Below are 16,214 nucleotides of genomic sequence, written 5' to 3'. Positions count from 1 at the left end.
CGGACAGGAACGGACTCGTGGCCGGACAAGTTCGGGCTTCCCAACGAAGTGATGTGGAACAACCATTGATCGTTCTACCCCGACCGGTTCCGGCCTGGTACGTTTCAACGATTTGACGTCCGCATGGTCACCCGTCAACGGTGGTCTGTGGCGGTCAGCCAATGAGGATCTGGGCAAGCTCCCAGTGACGACCCGAGCGATACGGTCAACCCTGCGGGAGGGGACACGGTGGAGTCTGGCGTGGCGGCGCGGGGAACAGGAACGCGCACTAAAGGCGGACAGTCCGTGAAGAAGCAGCGCAACGGAACCATCGAAGTCGACGCCGCAGCGCTCAACAGACTGCTGGCCGGTCTGGTGGCCATGCGTGACGGTAATTTCCGCAGGCGCCTGACCGTCTCCGGCGACGGTCAGATGGCGGAGATCGCAGCCGTCTTCAACGAGGTCGCCGACCGCAACGTGCACCTCACGGGAGAGCTCGCGCGTGTGCGGCGCGTCGTCGGACGCGAGGGCAAGCTCACCGAGCGGCTGGAGACGGGGGCCTGTGAAGGCTCCTGGGCCGCCGCCATCGACGCCTCCAACGAGCTGGTCGACGACCTCGCGCGACCGGTCTCCGAGGTCGGCCGGGTGCTGTCGGCGGTGGCCGAGGGTGATCTCGAGCAGCGCATGGAGCTCCGGTCGCACACCACGGACGAGACGGTACGCCCGCTGCGCGGTGAGTTCCTGAAGGTCGCGCGTACGGTCAACAACCTCGTCGACCAGCTGTCGGCGTTCACCGAGCAGGTGACGCGGGTCGCCGTCGAGGTCGGCACCGAGGGCAAGCTGGGCGGCCAGGCCCAGGTGCGCGGCATGTCCGGGTCGTGGAAGGACCTCACGGACTCCGTCAACACCATGGCGTACCGGCTGACTGCGCAGGTGCGCGACATCGCCCTGGTGACGACCGCGGTGGCCAAGGGCGACCTGTCGCGGAAGGTCACCGTCCATGTGGCCGGCGAGATGCTTCAGCTGAAGAACACCGTCAACACGATGGTCGACCAGCTGTCGTCGTTCTCCTCCGAGGTGACCCGGGTCGCCCGTGAGGTGGGCACGGAGGGCGAGCTGGGCGGGCAGGCCACGGTGCCGGGTGTGGCCGGGGTGTGGAAGGACCTCACCGACTCCGTCAACACGATGGCCGGGAACCTCACCTCCCAGGTGCGGGGCATCGCGGAGGTGACGACGGCGGTCGCCAACGGTGACCTGTCGCAGAAGGTCCGGGTGAGCGCGCGCGGCGAGGTCGCGCAGCTGGCCGAGACCATCAACCAGATGACCGAGACGCTGCGCACCTTCGCCGACGAGGTGACGCGGGTGGCCAGCGAGGTCGGTGGCGAGGGCCTGCTCGGCGGCCAGGCACAGGTGCCCGGCGCCGCGGGCACCTGGAAGGACCTCACCGACTCGGTGAACACCGTCTTCCGCAACCTGACCACCCAGGTGCGGGACATCGCGCAGGTGACGACGGCGGTCGCCAGCGGTGACATGACGCAGAAGGTCACCGTCGACGTGGCCGGCGAGATGCTGGAGCTGAAGAACACCGTCAACACGATGGTGGACCAGCTGCAGTCCTTCGGTTCGGAAGTGACCCGGGTGGCCCGGGAGGTCGGCGTCGAGGGCCGGCTGGGCGGCCAGGCCGAGGTGCCCGGAGCGGCCGGTACCTGGAAGGACCTCACGGACTCCGTGAACACGGCGTTCCGGAACCTGACGGGTCAGGTGCGGGACATCGCGCAGGTGACGACGGCGGTCGCCAACGGCGACCTGTCGCAGAAGGTCACCGTCGATGTCGCGGGCGAGATGCTGGAGCTGAAGAACACCGTCAACACGATGGTGGCGCAGCTGTCGTCCTTCGCCGACCAGGTGACCCGGATGGCGCGGGACGTGGGCACGGAGGGCCGCCTCGGCGGTCAGGCGCGGGTCGACGGTGTCTCCGGTACGTGGAAGGAGCTCACCGACTCCGTCAACTTCATGGCGGGGAACCTGACCTCCCAGGTGCGCCAGATCGCGCAGGTGACCACGGCGGTGGCACGGGGTGACCTGTCGCAGAAGATCGACGTGGACGCGCGCGGCGAGATCCTGGAGCTGAAGAACACCATCAACACGATGGTCGACCAGCTCTCCGCCTTCGCGGAGCAGGTGACCAGGGTCGCCCGCGAGGTGGGCACGGACGGCCGCCTGGGCGGTCAGGCGCAGGTGCCCGGTGTGGCCGGTGTGTGGCGCGATCTGACCGACTCGGTGAACGGCATGGCGGGGAACCTCACCGCCCAGGTCCGTAACATCGCGCAGGTCGCCACCGCGGTGGCACGGGGTGACCTGTCGCAGAAGATCGACGTGGACGCGCGCGGCGAGATCCTGGAGCTCAAGAACACCCTCAACACGATGGTCGACCAGCTCTCGAACTTCGCGGAGCAGGTGACCAGGGTCGCCCGCGAGGTGGGTACGGAGGGCATCCTCGGCGGTCAGGCCGAGGTGCAGGGAGTGTCCGGTACATGGAAGGACCTCACCCAGTCCGTCAACGGCATGGCGAACAACCTGACCCTTCAGGTCCGCAACATCGCCGAGGTCACCACCGCGGTCGCCAAGGGCGACCTCTCCAAGAAGATCACCGTCGACGCCAAGGGCGAGATCCTCGAACTGGTGACGACGGTCAACACGATGGTCGACCAGCTGCTCAACTTCGCCGACGAGGTGACGCGAGTCGCCCGCGAGGTGGGTACCGAGGGCATCCTGGGCGGTCAGGCGCGGGTGCGCGGCGCCACGGGCATCTGGAAGGACCTCAGCGACAACGTCAACCTGATGGCCAACAACCTGACCAGCCAGGTGCGGAACATCTCGCGGGTCTCGTCCGCGGTCGCCAACGGTGACCTGACGAAGAAGGTGACCGTCGAGGCACGCGGCGAGGTCGCCGAGCTCGCCGACACCGTCAACACGATGGTGACGACGCTGTCCTCGTTCGCCGACGAGGTGACGCGGGTCGCCCGCGAGGTGGGTACCGAGGGCGAGCTGGGCGGCCAGGCGCGGGTCCCCGGCGTCGCCGGCACGTGGAAGGACCTCACCGAGTCGGTGAACTCGATGGCGTCCAACCTGACGGGCCAGGTGCGCCAGATCGCGACGGTCACCACGGCCATCGCCAAGGGCGATCTCACCAAGAAGATCGACATCGACGCCCGCGGGGAGATCCAGGAGCTGAAGAACACCATCAACACGATGGTCGACCAGCTGTCCTCGTTCGCGGAGCAGGTGACCCGGGTGGCCCGCGAGGTGGGTACCGAGGGGCAGCTGGGCGGCCAGGCACGGGTCCGGGACGTCGACGGCACCTGGCGCGACCTCACCGAGTCGGTGAACGAGATGGCCGGAAACCTCACCCGCCAGGTGCGCGCCATCGCGGCCGTCGCCACCGCGGTGACCCGCGGCGACCTCAACCTCAAGATCGATGTGGACGCCGCCGGCGAGATCCAGGCGCTGCAGGACAACATCAACACGATGATCGCCAACCTGCGTGACACGACGGCGACCAACAAGGAGCAGGACTGGCTCAAGGGCAACCTCGCCCGGATCTCCGGCCTGATGCAGGGGCGGCGCGATCTGGACGATGTCGCCTCGCTGATCATGAGTGAGCTGACCCCGGTCGTCTCCGCGCAGCACGGCGCGTTCTTCCTGGCCATGGCGACCGGCGACATCGACGCGCTGGGCGCGGAAGGCGACAGGGAGGGCGCGTACGAGCTTCGGATGCGGGGCAGCTACGGCTACTCCGCGGGCTCGATGCCGACGTCCTTCCGGCCCGGTGAGACGCTCATCGGCACAGCGGCGGAGGAGAAGCGGACGATCCAGGTGGACAACGTCCCGCCGGGTTATCTGAAGATCTCCTCCGGCCTCGGCGAGGCGCCTCCGGCGCACGTGATCGTGCTGCCGGTGCTCTTCGAGGGCAAGGTGCTCGGAGTGATCGAACTCGCCTCGTTCCAGCCGTTCACCCATATCCAGCGGGACTTCCTCAACCAGCTCGCCGAGATGATCGCCACGAGCGTCAACACCATCAGCGTCAACACGACGACCGAGAAGCTGCTGGAGCAGTCGCAGGAGCTGACGGAGCAATTGCGTGACCGGTCGCAGGAGTTGGAGAACCGGCAGAAGGCCCTCCAGGCGTCCAACGCGGAACTGGAGGAGAAGGCCGAACTGCTGGCCCAGCAGAACCGCGACATCGAGGTCAAGAACACCGAGATCGAAGAGGCGCGGCAGGTCCTGGAGGAGCGCGCCGAACAGCTTGCGGTCTCGATGCGCTACAAGTCGGAGTTCCTGGCCAACATGTCGCACGAGCTGCGTACGCCGCTCAACTCACTGCTGATTCTGGCCAAATTGCTGGCGGACAACGCCGAGGGCAATCTGTCGCCGAAGCAGGTCGAATTCGCCGAGACGATCCACGGTGCGGGTTCGGACCTGCTGCAGCTGATCAACGACATCCTGGACCTGTCCAAGGTCGAGGCGGGCAAGATGGACGTCAGCCCGACCAGGATCGCGCTGGTCCAGCTGGTCGACTACGTGGAGGCGACGTTCCGCCCGCTCACCGCGGAAAAGGGACTGGACTTCTCCGTACGGGTGTCGCCGGAACTGCCGGCCACGCTGCACACCGACGAACAGCGGCTGCTCCAGGTGCTGCGCAATCTGCTGTCCAACGCGGTGAAGTTCACCGACGGCGGCGCTGTCGAGCTGGTGATCCGGCACGCGGGTTCCGAGGTGCCGAACGCCATCCGCGAGCAGTTGCTCGAGGCCGGTTCGCTGCGTGACGCCGACGCCGATCTGATCGCGTTCTCGGTGACGGACACCGGCATCGGGATCGCGTCCAGCAAGATGCTGGTGATCTTCGAGGCCTTCAAGCAGGCGGACGGCACGACCAGCCGCAAGTACGGCGGTACGGGCCTGGGGCTCTCCATCAGCCGGGAGATCGCCCGGCTGCTGGGCGGCGAGATCCACGCGGCGAGCGAGCCCGGCCGTGGTTCGACGTTCACGCTGTACCTGCCGCTGCACCCGAGTGAACTGCCGCCGCAGGGTTACCCGCAGCTCGGCCCCGGACCCATCGAGGCGCACGGTGCGGCCATCGAGAGCGGCCGCCTTCACGAGGCCGGACAGGGCGGTGGGCAGGGCTTCCAGGACTTCGGACGGCCCGGGGGCCAGACGGGCGGCGGGAGCGACCAGGGCGGCACCGCAGGGCTGTTCCGGCGCAGGCGCAAGGCGCTGGGCAATTCGGGCCAGCAGCCCGCGCTGCCGGCCCGCCCGGCCGCTCCGGCACCCCAGGCCGCTCCGCAGGAGCAGTGGACGCCAAGCGTCCAGGAGGAGCCCGAGGCCCGCAGGACGTACCGGTTCAGCGGCGAGAAGGTGCTGATCGTCGACGACGACATCCGCAACGTCTTCGCGCTCACCAGTGTGCTGGAGCAGCACGGGCTGTCGGTCCTGTACGCGGAGAACGGGCGCGAGGGGATCGAAGTCCTGGAGCAGCACGACGATGTGACGGTCGTACTGATGGACATCATGATGCCGGAGATGGACGGCTATGCGACGACCTCGGCGATCCGCAGGATGCCGCAGTTCGCCGGGTTGCCGATCGTCGCGCTGACGGCCAAGGCGATGAAGGGCGACCGGGAGAAGGCGATCGAGTCCGGCGCCTCCGACTATGTCACCAAGCCGGTCGACCCTGATCATCTGCTTTCCGTTATGGAGGGATGGATGCGCGGAGAGTGATGTTGGTTGAGCGAATCAGCGATGATTTGTTGACCGACTCTGTCCGATGTGGTGTGGGGACGCGGTTTCCGGGGAACCTTCTGGTCTCCCACCGCGTTTCTGCTATGTGCACAGTGACATCGCAGTGACAGGGTGTGGTGACGGGCGGGGTGCGGTTACCATGACCGGCACAAGGACGGACGGCGTAAGGGAGTCGTCCCCTGGGGCGGCGCCCGGTGCAATTCCGGGGCGAGGAGGACGGGCCATGGTGCCGAAGGCCAAGATCCTCCTGGTCGATGACCGGCCGGAGAATCTGCTGGCGCTGGAGGCCATCCTCTCTGCGCTCGATCAGACACTGGTACGGGCATCGTCAGGGGAGGAAGCGCTCAAAGCGCTGCTCACGGACGACTTTGCGGTCATTCTGCTGGACGTTCAGATGCCGGGCATGGACGGTTTCGAAACCGCCGCGCACATCAAGCGACGGGAGAGGACCCGGGACATCCCGATCATCTTCCTCACCGCGATCAATCACGGTCCGCATCACACCTTCCGGGGTTATGCGGCAGGCGCGGTGGACTACATCTCGAAGCCGTTCGACCCGTGGGTCCTGCGGGCGAAGGTCTCGGTCTTCGTCGAGCTGTACATGAAGAACTGCCAGCTGCGGGAGCAGGCTGCACTGCTGCGGCTCCAGCTCGAGGGCGGCGTGCCCGCCGGCGTGAACCACGAGAAGGAGCCCGCCGGTCTGCTGGCCGAACTCTCCGCGCGGCTCGCAGCCGTCGAGGAGCAGGCCGAGGCGCTGTCCAAGCAGCTCGACGACGAGTCGGCGGACGCCGCCGCGGTGGCCACCGCAGCCCATCTGGAGCGGAAGCTGACCGGGTTGCGCAGGGCGCTGGACGCTCTTGAGCCCGGCACCGGCAGCGGACCGGCCGCGCTTCCCTCGTAGCGACCTGGGCGCAGGTCCGTACCGCCCTTTCCCGTCAGGCGTCTTCACGTCCGCGCGGCGGCAACTGGTCGGCGGCTTCGGCTGTTCGGCGGTTCCGCCGCGGTGGGCGGCGGGTGAGGGCGCGTCAGTTTGCGGCTACGGCAGGGCGACACGGTCGGGTGAACGGGCCCGCGCACGTGTTCACCGCCGCAGACACCGGTAACCTCGGCCCATGGCCTCACGTACGTCCGGCAAGGGTTCCCAGGGCACGGCGGGCACCGCGAAGCGCGTCGGCCGTGGCCCGGGTCCGGCGAAGAAAGCCGCGCCCGCGAAGCAGTCCGCTGCGAAGAAGACCGCGCCCCCGAAGAGGGCCCCGCCAAGAAGGCGATGGCCAGGAAGACGGCCGCGCCCCGACCGGCGCCGTCGCCCACCGGCGGTGTGTACCGCCTGGTGCGGGCCGTCTGGCTGGGTGCCGCGCACGCGGTCGGCGCGATGTTCCGCGGCATAGGGCGTGGTGCCAAGGGCCTCGACCCGGCGCACCGCAAGGACGGTGTCGCGCTGCTCCTGCTCGGCCTCGCGCTGATCGTCGCGGCGGGAACCTGGTCGAATCTGCGCGGTCCCGTCGGCGATCTCGTGGAGATGCTCGTCACCGGTGCCTTCGGCCGGCTCGACCTCCTGGTGCCGATACTGCTGGGCGCGATCGCCGTGCGCCTGATCCTCTATCCCGAGAAGCCCGAGGCCAACGGCCGGATCGTCATCGGGCTTTCCGCCCTGGTCATCGGGGTGCTCGGCCAGGTGCACATCGCGTGCGGGTCGCCGGGGCGCGAGGACGGCACCGAGGCCATGCAGGACGCGGGCGGGCTCATCGGCTGGGCCGCCTCCAAGCCACTGATCTTCACCATGGGCGAGGTGCTCGCCGTACCGCTGCTCCTGCTGCTCACGGTGTTCGGGCTGCTGGTCGTCACGGCGACCCCGGTGAACGCCATCCCGCAGCGGCTGCGGCTGCTCGGCGTGAAGCTGGGCGTCCTCGAGCCGGTCTACGACCCCGAGGCGGAGGCCGAGCGCGATGACGAGCGGTACGACGAGCAGTGGCGCGAGTCGCTGCCCGCCCGCTCGCGGCGCTCCGCGGCCCGCGGCTCCGAGACGGACGAGGTGTACGACGCGGATCGCGTGGAGGCCGAGGCCCTGGCCAAGCGCCGCAGGCCGCGCCGGTCCTCCGCGCAGCCGGCGATGAACCGCACCATGGACGCGGTGGACGTCGCGGCCGCCGCGGCCGCCGCCCTCGACGGGGCCGTACTCAACGGGATGCCGCCCTCGCCGGTCGTCGCCGACCTGACCCAGGGCGTCTCGGTGGAGCGCGAGCGGACCGGCACCCCGGTGCCGGGTGCCAGGGAGGCGCAGCCGGCCGGTAAGCCCGAGAAGAGCACGTCGGGCTCCGGAGGCGTACCCGATCTGACCAAGCCGGTGCCCGAGCGGTCGCAGTCGCAGCCGCTGCCGGCCCGCGCCGAGCAGCTCCAGCTGTCCGGCGACATCACCTACTCGCTGCCCTCGCTCGACCTGCTGGAGCGCGGCGGCCCGGGCAAGACCCGCAGCGCGGCCAATGACGCCATCGTCGCGTCGCTGACCAACGTCTTCACCGAGTTCAAGGTCGACGCCGCGGTCACCGGCTTCACCCGGGGCCCCACGGTGACGAGGTACGAGGTCGAGCTCGGCCCGGCCGTGAAGGTCGAGCGGATCACGGCGCTCGCCAAGAACATCGCCTACGCCGTCGCCAGCCCCGACGTCCGGATCATCTCCCCGATCCCGGGGAAGTCCGCGGTCGGCATCGAGATCCCCAACACCGACCGGGAGATGGTCAACCTCGGAGACGTCCTGCGGCTCGCGGACGCGGCGGAGGACGACCACCCCATGCTGGTCGCACTCGGCAAGAACGTCGAGGGCGGCTACGAGATGGCCAACCTCGCGAAGATGCCGCACGTCCTGGTCGCCGGTGCGACCGGCTCCGGAAAGTCCTCCTGCATCAACTGCCTGATCACCTCGGTGATGGTGCGGGCGACGCCGGAGGACGTGCGGATGGTGCTGGTCGACCCCAAGCGCGTCGAGCTGACCGCGTACGAGGGCATTCCGCACCTGATCACGCCGATCATCACCAACCCCAAGAAGGCCGCCGAAGCCCTTCAGTGGGTCGTGCGCGAGATGGATCTTCGCTACGACGACCTCGCCGCGTTCGGCTACCGGCACATCGACGACTTCAACCACGCCGTGCGCACGGGCAAGCTCAAGACGCCCGAGGGGAGCGAGCGCGAGCTCTCGCCGTACCCGTACCTGCTGGTGATCGTCGACGAGCTGGCCGACCTCATGATGGTCGCTCCGCGCGATGTCGAGGACTCGATCGTCCGCATCACCCAACTGGCCCGCGCCGCCGGAATCCATCTGGTTCTCGCCACCCAGCGCCCCTCGGTCGACGTCGTCACCGGTCTGATCAAGGCGAACGTGCCCTCGCGGCTCGCGTTCGCGACCTCGTCGCTCGCCGACAGCCGGGTCATCCTCGACCAGCCCGGAGCCGAGAAGCTCATCGGAAAGGGTGACGGGCTGTTCCTGCCGATGGGGGCGAACAAGCCGACCCGTATGCAGGGCGCCTTCGTCACCGAGGCCGAGGTCGCGGCCGTGGTCCAGCACTGCAAGGACCAGATGGCACCCGTGTTCCGCGAGGACGTGGTGGTCGGTACGAAGCAGAAGAAGGAGATCGACGAGGACATCGGCGACGACCTGGACCTGCTCTGCCAGGCCGCCGAGCTGGTCGTCTCCACCCAGTTCGGCTCCACCTCGATGCTCCAGCGCAAGCTGCGGGTGGGCTTCGCCAAGGCCGGCCGGCTGATGGACCTCATGGAGTCCCGGAACATCGTCGGACCCAGCGAGGGGTCCAAGGCGCGCGACGTCATGGTGAAGCCGGACGAACTCGACGGGGTGTTGGCGCTGATTCGTGGGGAAACCGGTTCGTAAGGGTTTTGCGGGCAACCGTTTCGCCGGGCCGTACGTCAAGTTGAAGGGAGGGAAAGCTGGATGTCCTTCCCTGGAGCGGTCCGGCGAATAAGACTCTGTTCGAATCTGATGGCGTACAAAGTCCTCCCTCCCGGTTGCCCCTCCCTTTCGTACCCCCCTAGACTGAACATCCAGCAGGTGGCTCACGCTCGAAAGGCGCCCCCGTGTCCATCGGCAACTCCCCCGAAGACGACCGCCCTTCGATCGGTCGAGTGCTCCAGCAGGCTCGCATCGCCGCAGGTCTCACGGTCGAAGAGATCAGCACGTCCACCCGGGTGCGCATCCCCATCGTGCACGCGATCGAGGAGGACGACTTCTCCCGCTGCGGCGGCGACGTGTATGCGCGCGGTCATATCCGCACGCTCGCACGTGCCGTCGCCACCGATCCGGAACCGCTGGTTTCGCAGTACGACGCCGAGCACGGCGGCCGTCCCGCGCCCACACCGGCGGCGCCGCTGTTCGAAGCCGAGCGGATCCGTTCCGAACCCCGGCGGCCCAACTGGACCGCGGCCATGGTCGCGGCCATCGTCGCCGTGGTCGGGTTCGTCGGCTTCACGTTCTTCAAGGGCGGCGACGACTCCCCGACGGCCGGTCAGGTCGCCGAAGGCCCGACGTCCGACAAGACCAGCCCCAAGCCGGCGACCAGCAAGCCCGCCGATCCCAAGCCGGCCCCCTCCGACAGCGCCATTGCCGCGGCGCCGCAGGACAAGGTGACGGTCAAGCTCAGCGCGAGTCAGGGCAAGAGCTGGATCTCCGCCAAGGACCACAACGGCCGGCTGCTCTTCGACGGGCTGCTCCAGCAGGGCCAGTCGAAGACCTTCCAGGACAAGGAGCGGGTCGATCTCGTCCTCGGTGACGCCGGATCGATCGAGCTCTTCGTCAACGGCAAGAAGGTCGAGGACAAGTTCCAGCCCGGTCAGGTCGAGCGGCTCTCGTACACCAAGGGTGACCCCGAGGTCGGCTGACCAGAGTTCCAGCGGTTCGCACACTGCGGCGAGCGCCCGGCCATCGCGCCGGGCGCTCGCCGTTTTGTCACTCCCTGTGACTGTCGAACCTGCACGGCGGGGCCAGCGCCGGGACAAAGTAGTCTTGAGCCCATGCCCGAACGCCGTACCGTCGCCCTTGTCACTCTTGGCTGCGCCCGTAACGAGGTGGACTCGGAGGAGCTCGCAGGCCGCTTGGCAGCGGACGGCTGGGAGCTCGTCGAGGATGCCTCCGATGCCGATGTCGCCGTGGTCAACACCTGTGGATTCGTCGAGGCCGCCAAGAAGGACTCCGTCGATGCCCTGCTCGAAGCCAATGATCTGAAGGACCACGGCCGGACCCAGGCCGTGGTCGCCGTCGGCTGCATGGCCGAGCGCTACGGCAAGGACCTCGCCGAGGCCCTGCCGGAGGCGGACGGAGTCCTCGGATTCGACGACTACGCAGACATCTCGGACCGCCTCCAGACCATCCTCAACGGCGGCATCCACGCCTCCCACACCCCGCGCGACCGCCGCAAGCTGCTGCCGATCAGCCCGGCCGATCGGCAGGACGCCGCCGTGGCCTTGCCCGGACACGCCCAGGAGGCCACGCCGGCCCCGGCGGACCTCCCCGAGGGCGTCGCGCCGGTCTCCGGCCCGCGGGCGCCGCTGCGCCGCCGGCTCGGCACCAGCCCCGTCGCCTCGGTGAAGCTGGCCTCCGGCTGCGACCGCCGCTGCTCCTTCTGCGCCATCCCGTCCTTCCGCGGCTCGTTCATCTCGCGGCGGCCCTCGGACGTCCTGGGAGAGACCAGGTGGCTGGCCGAGCAGGGGGTGAAGGAGGTCATGCTGGTCTCCGAGAACAACACCTCGTACGGCAAGGACCTCGGTGACATCCGTCTGCTCGAGACGCTCCTGCCGGAGCTCGCGGACGTCGAGGGGATCGAGCGCATCCGGGTCAGCTATCTGCAGCCCGCCGAGATGCGGCCCGGTCTGATCGACGTGCTGACCTCGACGCCGAAGGTCGCGCCCTACTTCGACCTGTCCTTCCAGCACTCGGCCCCCGGCGTGCTGCGGGCGATGCGCCGGTTCGGCGACACGGACAGCTTCCTGGAGCTCCTGAACACCATCCGGAGCAAGGCACCGCAGGCCGGTGCCCGGTCCAACTTCATCGTGGGCTTCCCCGGTGAGACCGAGGCAGACCTGGCGGAGCTGGAACGGTTCCTCACGGGTGCACGCCTCGACGCCATCGGCGTCTTCGGCTACTCCGACGAGGACGGCACCGAGGCGGTCGGCTACGAGAACAAGCTGGACGCCGACGTCATCGCGGAGCGCCTCGCGCACATCTCCCAGCTGGCCGAGGAGCTGACCTCCCAGCGGGCCGAGGAGCGCGTCGGGGAGAAGCTCCAGGTGCTGGTCGAGTCGGTGGAGGCGACCGAGGACGAGTCGCGCGCCGTGGGCCGCGCCGCGCACCAGGCTCCCGAAACGGACGGCCAGGTGCTCTTCACCGCACGCGAGGGACTCGTCCTGGGCCGTATGGTCGAGGCAGAGGTTGTCGGCACCGAGGGCGTGGACCTGGTGGCCGAATGCCGTGAGTTCGCGGAGGTAGCCAGATGACCGGAGCGCCCGCATCCGCGACAGGTGGTTCCGGCGCGACGCCGGTCCGCGGCGGGAAGCTGGGCACTGCGGCCGTCAATCAGGCCAGTCTGTGGAACATCGCCAACCTCCTCACCATGGCGCGGCTGGTGCTGGTCCCCGGCTTCGTCGTGCTGCTGCTGCACAACGGCGGATACGACCCCGCGTGGCGTTCGGTCGCCTGGGCGGCCTTCGCCGTCGCGATGATCACCGACCTGTTCGACGGGCATCTGGCGCGCACGTACAACCTGGTCACCGACTTCGGGAAGATCGCCGACCCGATCGCCGACAAGGCGATCATGGGTGCGGCGCTGATCTGCCTGTCGTACCTCGGTGATCTGCCCTGGTGGGTCACGGGCGTGATCCTCTTCCGTGAGCTCGGCATCACCCTGCTGCGGTTCTGGGTAATCCGGCACGGGGTCATTCCGGCCAGCCGCGGCGGGAAGATGAAGACGCTGGCGCAGGGGACCGCGGTCGGGATGTACGTCCTGGCGCTGACCGGTCCGCTGGCCACGCTGCGCTTCTGGGTGATGGCGGTGGCCGTCGTACTGACGGTCGTCACCGGTCTGGACTACGTGCGTCAGGCCGTCGTGCTGCGACGCCAGGGGCTCGCCGCGGAGCGGGCGGCAGCGGCCCAGGAGGCCGCCCCGGCGGCCGCGGAGGCTCCCGGGGTCGCCGGGGGCGCCTCACGGGTCTCCGGGGCCTCAGGGGCCCGCGGTGCGGCGGAGGCCGAGAGGTGACAGCCGCGGCCGAGGTGCTGCGGCTGCTCGTCGGGCGGGGTGAGACCCTCGCCGTCGCCGAGTCGCTGACCGGCGGCCTGGTCGCGGCGGAGTTGACGTCCGTACCCGGTGCCTCGCACTCGTTCCGCGGGTCCGTGACCGCCTACGCGACCCCCCTCAAGAGTGAAGTCCTGGGCGTGGACGCGGCCCTCCTGGCGGAGCGCGGCGCCGTGGATCCCGAGGTCGCGTCCCAGATGGCGGAAGGCGTGCGCAAAGTCCTGGGAGCCGACTGGGGACTGGCGACGACCGGCGTCGCGGGACCCGAGCCGCAGGACGGACAGCCCGTCGGAACGGTGTTCGTCGCGGTCCGAGGGCCGCGGGGTGCGGGGAAAGTGGCCGCGCTGCGGTTGAACGGTTGCCGGGCGGACATCCGTAAAGAGAGCGTACGCAGCGTGCTCGATCTGCTCTCCGGCGAACTCGGCGGGAACGCGAGCGCACAGGATACGGAACAGAACGGGGGGAATTGATGTTTGCAGCCCTGAGTGAACACGACATCGCTCCCCGCACGGCCGCAGCGCTAGGCGGTACGGTGGGGCGTGAAGGATGCGGCTACGCGGTCCGAGGAGGGAGCCACCGATGATTCTGCTCCGTCGCCTGCTTGGTGACGTGCTGCGTCGGCAGCGCCAGCGCCAAGGCCGTACTCTGCGCGAAGTCTCCTCGTCCGCCCGAGTTTCGCTCGGCTATCTCTCCGAGGTGGAGCGGGGGCAGAAGGAGGCATCCTCCGAACTGCTCTCCGCCATTTGCGACGCGCTTGACGTACGGATGTCCGAGCTCATGCGTGAAGTGAGCGATGATCTGTCGCTGGCCGAACTGGCCGAGTCGGCAGCAGCCACCGATCCGGTCCCTGTACCGGTGCGCCCAAGGCTCAATTCCGTCTCTGTTTCTTCGGTGGCGGGTGTGCCGACGGGACGGGTGACCATCAAGGCGCCTGCGGAAGCGGTGGATGTCGTCGCCGCCTGACCCGCTCGGTTCGGTCTGAAGCCGGAGCCCCGGTCCTCCCCTCAGGGGGCGGCCGGGGCTTCTGCATGTGTCAGGTGAGCCCTGGCGGGCAGGCGCTGTATGTGAGGCCAGGGAACGATCTCGCCAGAATCTTCCCCGGATGACCCTTTTGCTTCGTTTGTGCCATCGTGGTGGTGCTGAACGGAACGGATACAGATCGGAGACGTGCATGTCTGTGGTGAAGAGCCCGCTGACCGAGGCCGACCTCAAGTCCGTCGGTGGTGCGCTCCAGGGCGCACTGGTGGACCTCGTCGATCTCTCTCTGGTGGCGAAGCAGGTCCACTGGAATGTGGTGGGGCCGCGCTTCAGGTCCGTGCACCTCCAGCTCGACGAGGTCGTCGACACCGCCCGGCTGCACTCCGACACGGTCGCCGAACGCGCCTCCGCCCTGGGAGTCAACCCGGACGGACGGTCGGGAACGATCGCCAGGACCACGGCCATCGACGCCGTGCCCGAAGGCTGGATCAAGGACGTGGACGCGGTACGCACCCTGGTCGACGCCCTGGGTGTGGTGATCGGCCGGATGCGTGAGCGGATCGAGGTGACCGGTGATCCTGATCCGGTCAGCCAGGACATCCTGATCACGCTGACCGCTGATCTCGAGAAGCACGCGTGGATGTTCCAGGCCGAGAGCGCCTGAGCGGCACCCCCGCTCGCCCGGCCTGGCTCCGGACCGCCGGACCGGGCTCCGTACCATCCGACCTGCTCAGGTTCGGGCAGATGTCGGTTCGCTCCATTCGAGGAGTCGCAATGACTGACGAGAGCGCGAAGGACAAGATGGCCGGCAAGGCCAAGGAAGCCATGGGCAAGATGACCGGCAACCGACGCATGGAGGCCGAGGGCAAGGCCGACCAGGCGAAGGGCAAGACCAAGGGAGCCATGGGCGGGGCCAAGGACCGCGCCGAGGGCGTCAAGGACTCCCTGACCCCCGACGACAAGGACTGACGTCGGACTGTGAGCCCCCACCGGAAGCGGTGGGGGCTCCGCTCTGGATGCGGCCGCGATGGCAGCGGGTGAGACTGCCAGGGTGTGCGACTGCGCCGTGCGCGCCGGTTCTGCACCGGTGCGCTCTCCCGCCGGGTGATCTGGCCGGGCTAGGTTCGGCCGGAGGAGGCAGCCATGGTACGACGATGGGTGCCGGCGCTCGTTCTCGGCGGTGTGTGGTGGTGGGCCGTGCTCCGGCTGGTGCTGGAGCCGGCGCACGCGGGACTTGTCGAGGGAGCGGTGGCGGCGGGTGGCTGGGGGCTGAGCCTCCTGCCTGTGCATGTGGCCGCGACCGCCCGGCCGATCGGGATATTCGACGCGGGCACGGGTCTGCTGCGGCGGTGCGCCGAGGCGATACGCGAAGCGGGCCGGACCTGGCGTGCTACCAGGGCATGGCGACGCCGCCGTTCGGGCGGAGGATCTGACCCGTCATGAAGGCCGAGGCGTCGGAGGCCAGAAAGAGCAGCGTGTGGGCCACGTCATCGGGCTCGCCGACCCTGCCGAGCGGCGATATCCGCGCCATCGTGGCCTCCGTCCGGTGCTGCTGCTCCGCGTCGTGGCGGGCGGTCATGGGAGTGCGGATCCAGCCGGGGGCGACGGCGTTGACCCGAATGGCCTGCGGCCCGAGCTCGGCCGCCATCGTCCTGGTCAGCTGGACCACCGCCGCCTTGGCCGCGCTGTAGCAGAGCAGGCCCGGGCTCGCGGCGTCGACAGCGCCCGAGGCCATGGTGATCAGCGACCCAGGGGCCCCGCGGGCGACCATGGAGCGGGCCACTTCCTGGCAGGCGTACAGCACGCCCTTGAAATTGACCGAGAGCACCCGGTCGAGATCCTCGTCCGCGGTCTCCATGACGCTGCTCGTATGCATGATCCCGGCGACGGCGGCCAGTACGTCCAGTTCTCCGGCGGCCGCGACGGCGGCCCGGACCTGGTTGCGGTCGGTGACATCCAGCGGAAGCGTGTGGGCTTCGCCACCCGCCGCGGTGATCAGCTCCCGGGTCTCCAGGAGGCCCTTCTCGTCGAGATCCGCGCAGTGGACGGTGGCGCCGGCCTCCGCGAGGAGAACGGCGCCCGCGCGGCCGATGCCGCCGGCTGCGCCGGTGACGAAGGCGGAGCGGCCGGTGAGGTCGTACGCGGCGAGGGACATGACCGGACCGT

At 69.0% G+C, this 16,214-nt stretch carries 11 protein-coding genes and 1 pseudogene; 11 read left to right on the top strand and 1 reads right to left on the bottom strand.

Translation table 11 applies throughout. The features are described 5' to 3' along the window. Window positions 1-285: 285 nt before the first annotated feature. The 11 genes and pseudogenes from LNW71_RS06015 to LNW71_RS05965 all read left to right on the top strand — a co-directional run bounded on the left by LNW71_RS06015 (window position 286) and on the right by LNW71_RS05965 (window position 15,491). Window positions 286-5,757 (top strand): HAMP domain-containing protein, encoded by a 5,472-nt coding sequence (locus LNW71_RS06015; protein WP_250967293.1) that lies wholly within the window; start codon window positions 286-288, stop codon window positions 5,755-5,757. Between the two features lie 244 nt (window positions 5,758-6,001). After that, window positions 6,002-6,679, top strand: a complete 678-nt coding sequence (locus LNW71_RS06010) for a two-component system response regulator (RefSeq protein WP_250967292.1) — start codon at window positions 6,002-6,004, stop codon at window positions 6,677-6,679. A 176-nt stretch (window positions 6,680-6,855) separates the two neighbouring features. Beyond that, window positions 6,856-9,661: pseudogene (locus tag LNW71_RS06005) on the top strand (DNA translocase FtsK). Window positions 9,662-9,864: 203 nt separating this feature from the next. Next, window positions 9,865-10,665, top strand: a complete 801-nt coding sequence (locus tag LNW71_RS06000; RefSeq protein ID WP_250967291.1) for a helix-turn-helix domain-containing protein — start codon at window positions 9,865-9,867, stop codon at window positions 10,663-10,665. Between the two features lie 132 nt (window positions 10,666-10,797). Continuing rightward, a complete protein-coding gene (gene rimO, locus LNW71_RS05995; protein WP_250967290.1) occupies window positions 10,798-12,276 on the top strand; it encodes a 30S ribosomal protein S12 methylthiotransferase RimO in 1,479 nt (492 codons plus the stop codon). Next, on the top strand, window positions 12,273-13,034 hold the full coding sequence (gene pgsA, locus LNW71_RS05990) for a CDP-diacylglycerol--glycerol-3-phosphate 3-phosphatidyltransferase (RefSeq protein ID WP_250967289.1): 762 nt from the start codon (window positions 12,273-12,275) through the stop codon (window positions 13,032-13,034). The genes rimO and pgsA overlap by 4 nt, the downstream gene beginning before the upstream one ends. Next, entirely contained in the window at window positions 13,031-13,540 is a 510-nt protein-coding gene (locus LNW71_RS05985) for a nicotinamide-nucleotide amidohydrolase family protein (RefSeq protein ID WP_250967288.1), read from the top strand. The genes pgsA and LNW71_RS05985 overlap by 4 nt, the downstream gene beginning before the upstream one ends. 109 nt (window positions 13,541-13,649) lie before the next feature. Further along, window positions 13,650-14,033 (top strand): helix-turn-helix transcriptional regulator, encoded by a 384-nt coding sequence (locus LNW71_RS05980; protein ID WP_250967287.1) that lies wholly within the window; start codon window positions 13,650-13,652, stop codon window positions 14,031-14,033. A 208-nt stretch (window positions 14,034-14,241) separates the two neighbouring features. Then, window positions 14,242-14,712: a DNA starvation/stationary phase protection protein gene (locus LNW71_RS05975; protein WP_250967286.1), complete on the top strand. Its 471-nt coding sequence runs from the start codon at window positions 14,242-14,244 to the stop codon at window positions 14,710-14,712. A 110-nt stretch (window positions 14,713-14,822) separates the two neighbouring features. Further along, on the top strand, window positions 14,823-15,017 hold the full coding sequence (locus LNW71_RS05970; RefSeq protein WP_250967285.1) for a CsbD family protein: 195 nt from the start codon (window positions 14,823-14,825) through the stop codon (window positions 15,015-15,017). A gap of 174 nt (window positions 15,018-15,191) precedes the next feature. Next, on the top strand, window positions 15,192-15,491 hold the full coding sequence (locus LNW71_RS05965; RefSeq protein ID WP_250967284.1) for a hypothetical protein: 300 nt from the start codon (window positions 15,192-15,194) through the stop codon (window positions 15,489-15,491). Here the strand turns inward: LNW71_RS05965 and LNW71_RS05960 are convergent. Beyond that, entirely contained in the window at window positions 15,439-16,203 is a 765-nt protein-coding gene (locus LNW71_RS05960; protein WP_250967283.1) for an SDR family NAD(P)-dependent oxidoreductase, read from the bottom strand. The genes LNW71_RS05965 and LNW71_RS05960 overlap by 53 nt on opposite strands. Window positions 16,204-16,214: the final 11 nt, after the last annotated feature.

It is taken from the genome of Streptomyces sp. RKAG290, assembly GCF_023701695.1.
GTDB lineage: Bacteria > Actinomycetota > Actinomycetes > Streptomycetales > Streptomycetaceae > Streptomyces.
Note: the sequence above shows the minus strand (reverse complement) of the source record. Positions and strands in the feature narration are given on the sequence as shown.

Coding starts and splice junctions, on each gene's coding strand:
- LNW71_RS06010 (WP_250967292.1), top strand. CDS start 6,002: ATGGTGCCGAAGGCCAAGATCCTCCTGGTCGATGACCGGCCGGAGAAT.
- rimO (WP_250967290.1), top strand. CDS start 10,798: ATGCCCGAACGCCGTACCGTCGCCCTTGTCACTCTTGGCTGCGCCCGT.
- pgsA (WP_250967289.1), top strand. CDS start 12,273: ATGACCGGAGCGCCCGCATCCGCGACAGGTGGTTCCGGCGCGACGCCG.
- LNW71_RS05980 (WP_250967287.1), top strand. CDS start 13,650: ATGATTCTGCTCCGTCGCCTGCTTGGTGACGTGCTGCGTCGGCAGCGC.
- LNW71_RS05975 (WP_250967286.1), top strand. CDS start 14,242: ATGTCTGTGGTGAAGAGCCCGCTGACCGAGGCCGACCTCAAGTCCGTC.
- LNW71_RS05970 (WP_250967285.1), top strand. CDS start 14,823: ATGACTGACGAGAGCGCGAAGGACAAGATGGCCGGCAAGGCCAAGGAA.
- LNW71_RS05965 (WP_250967284.1), top strand. CDS start 15,192: ATGGTACGACGATGGGTGCCGGCGCTCGTTCTCGGCGGTGTGTGGTGG.
- LNW71_RS05960 (WP_250967283.1), bottom strand. CDS start 16,203: ATGTCCCTCGCCGCGTACGACCTCACCGGCCGCTCCGCCTTCGTCACC.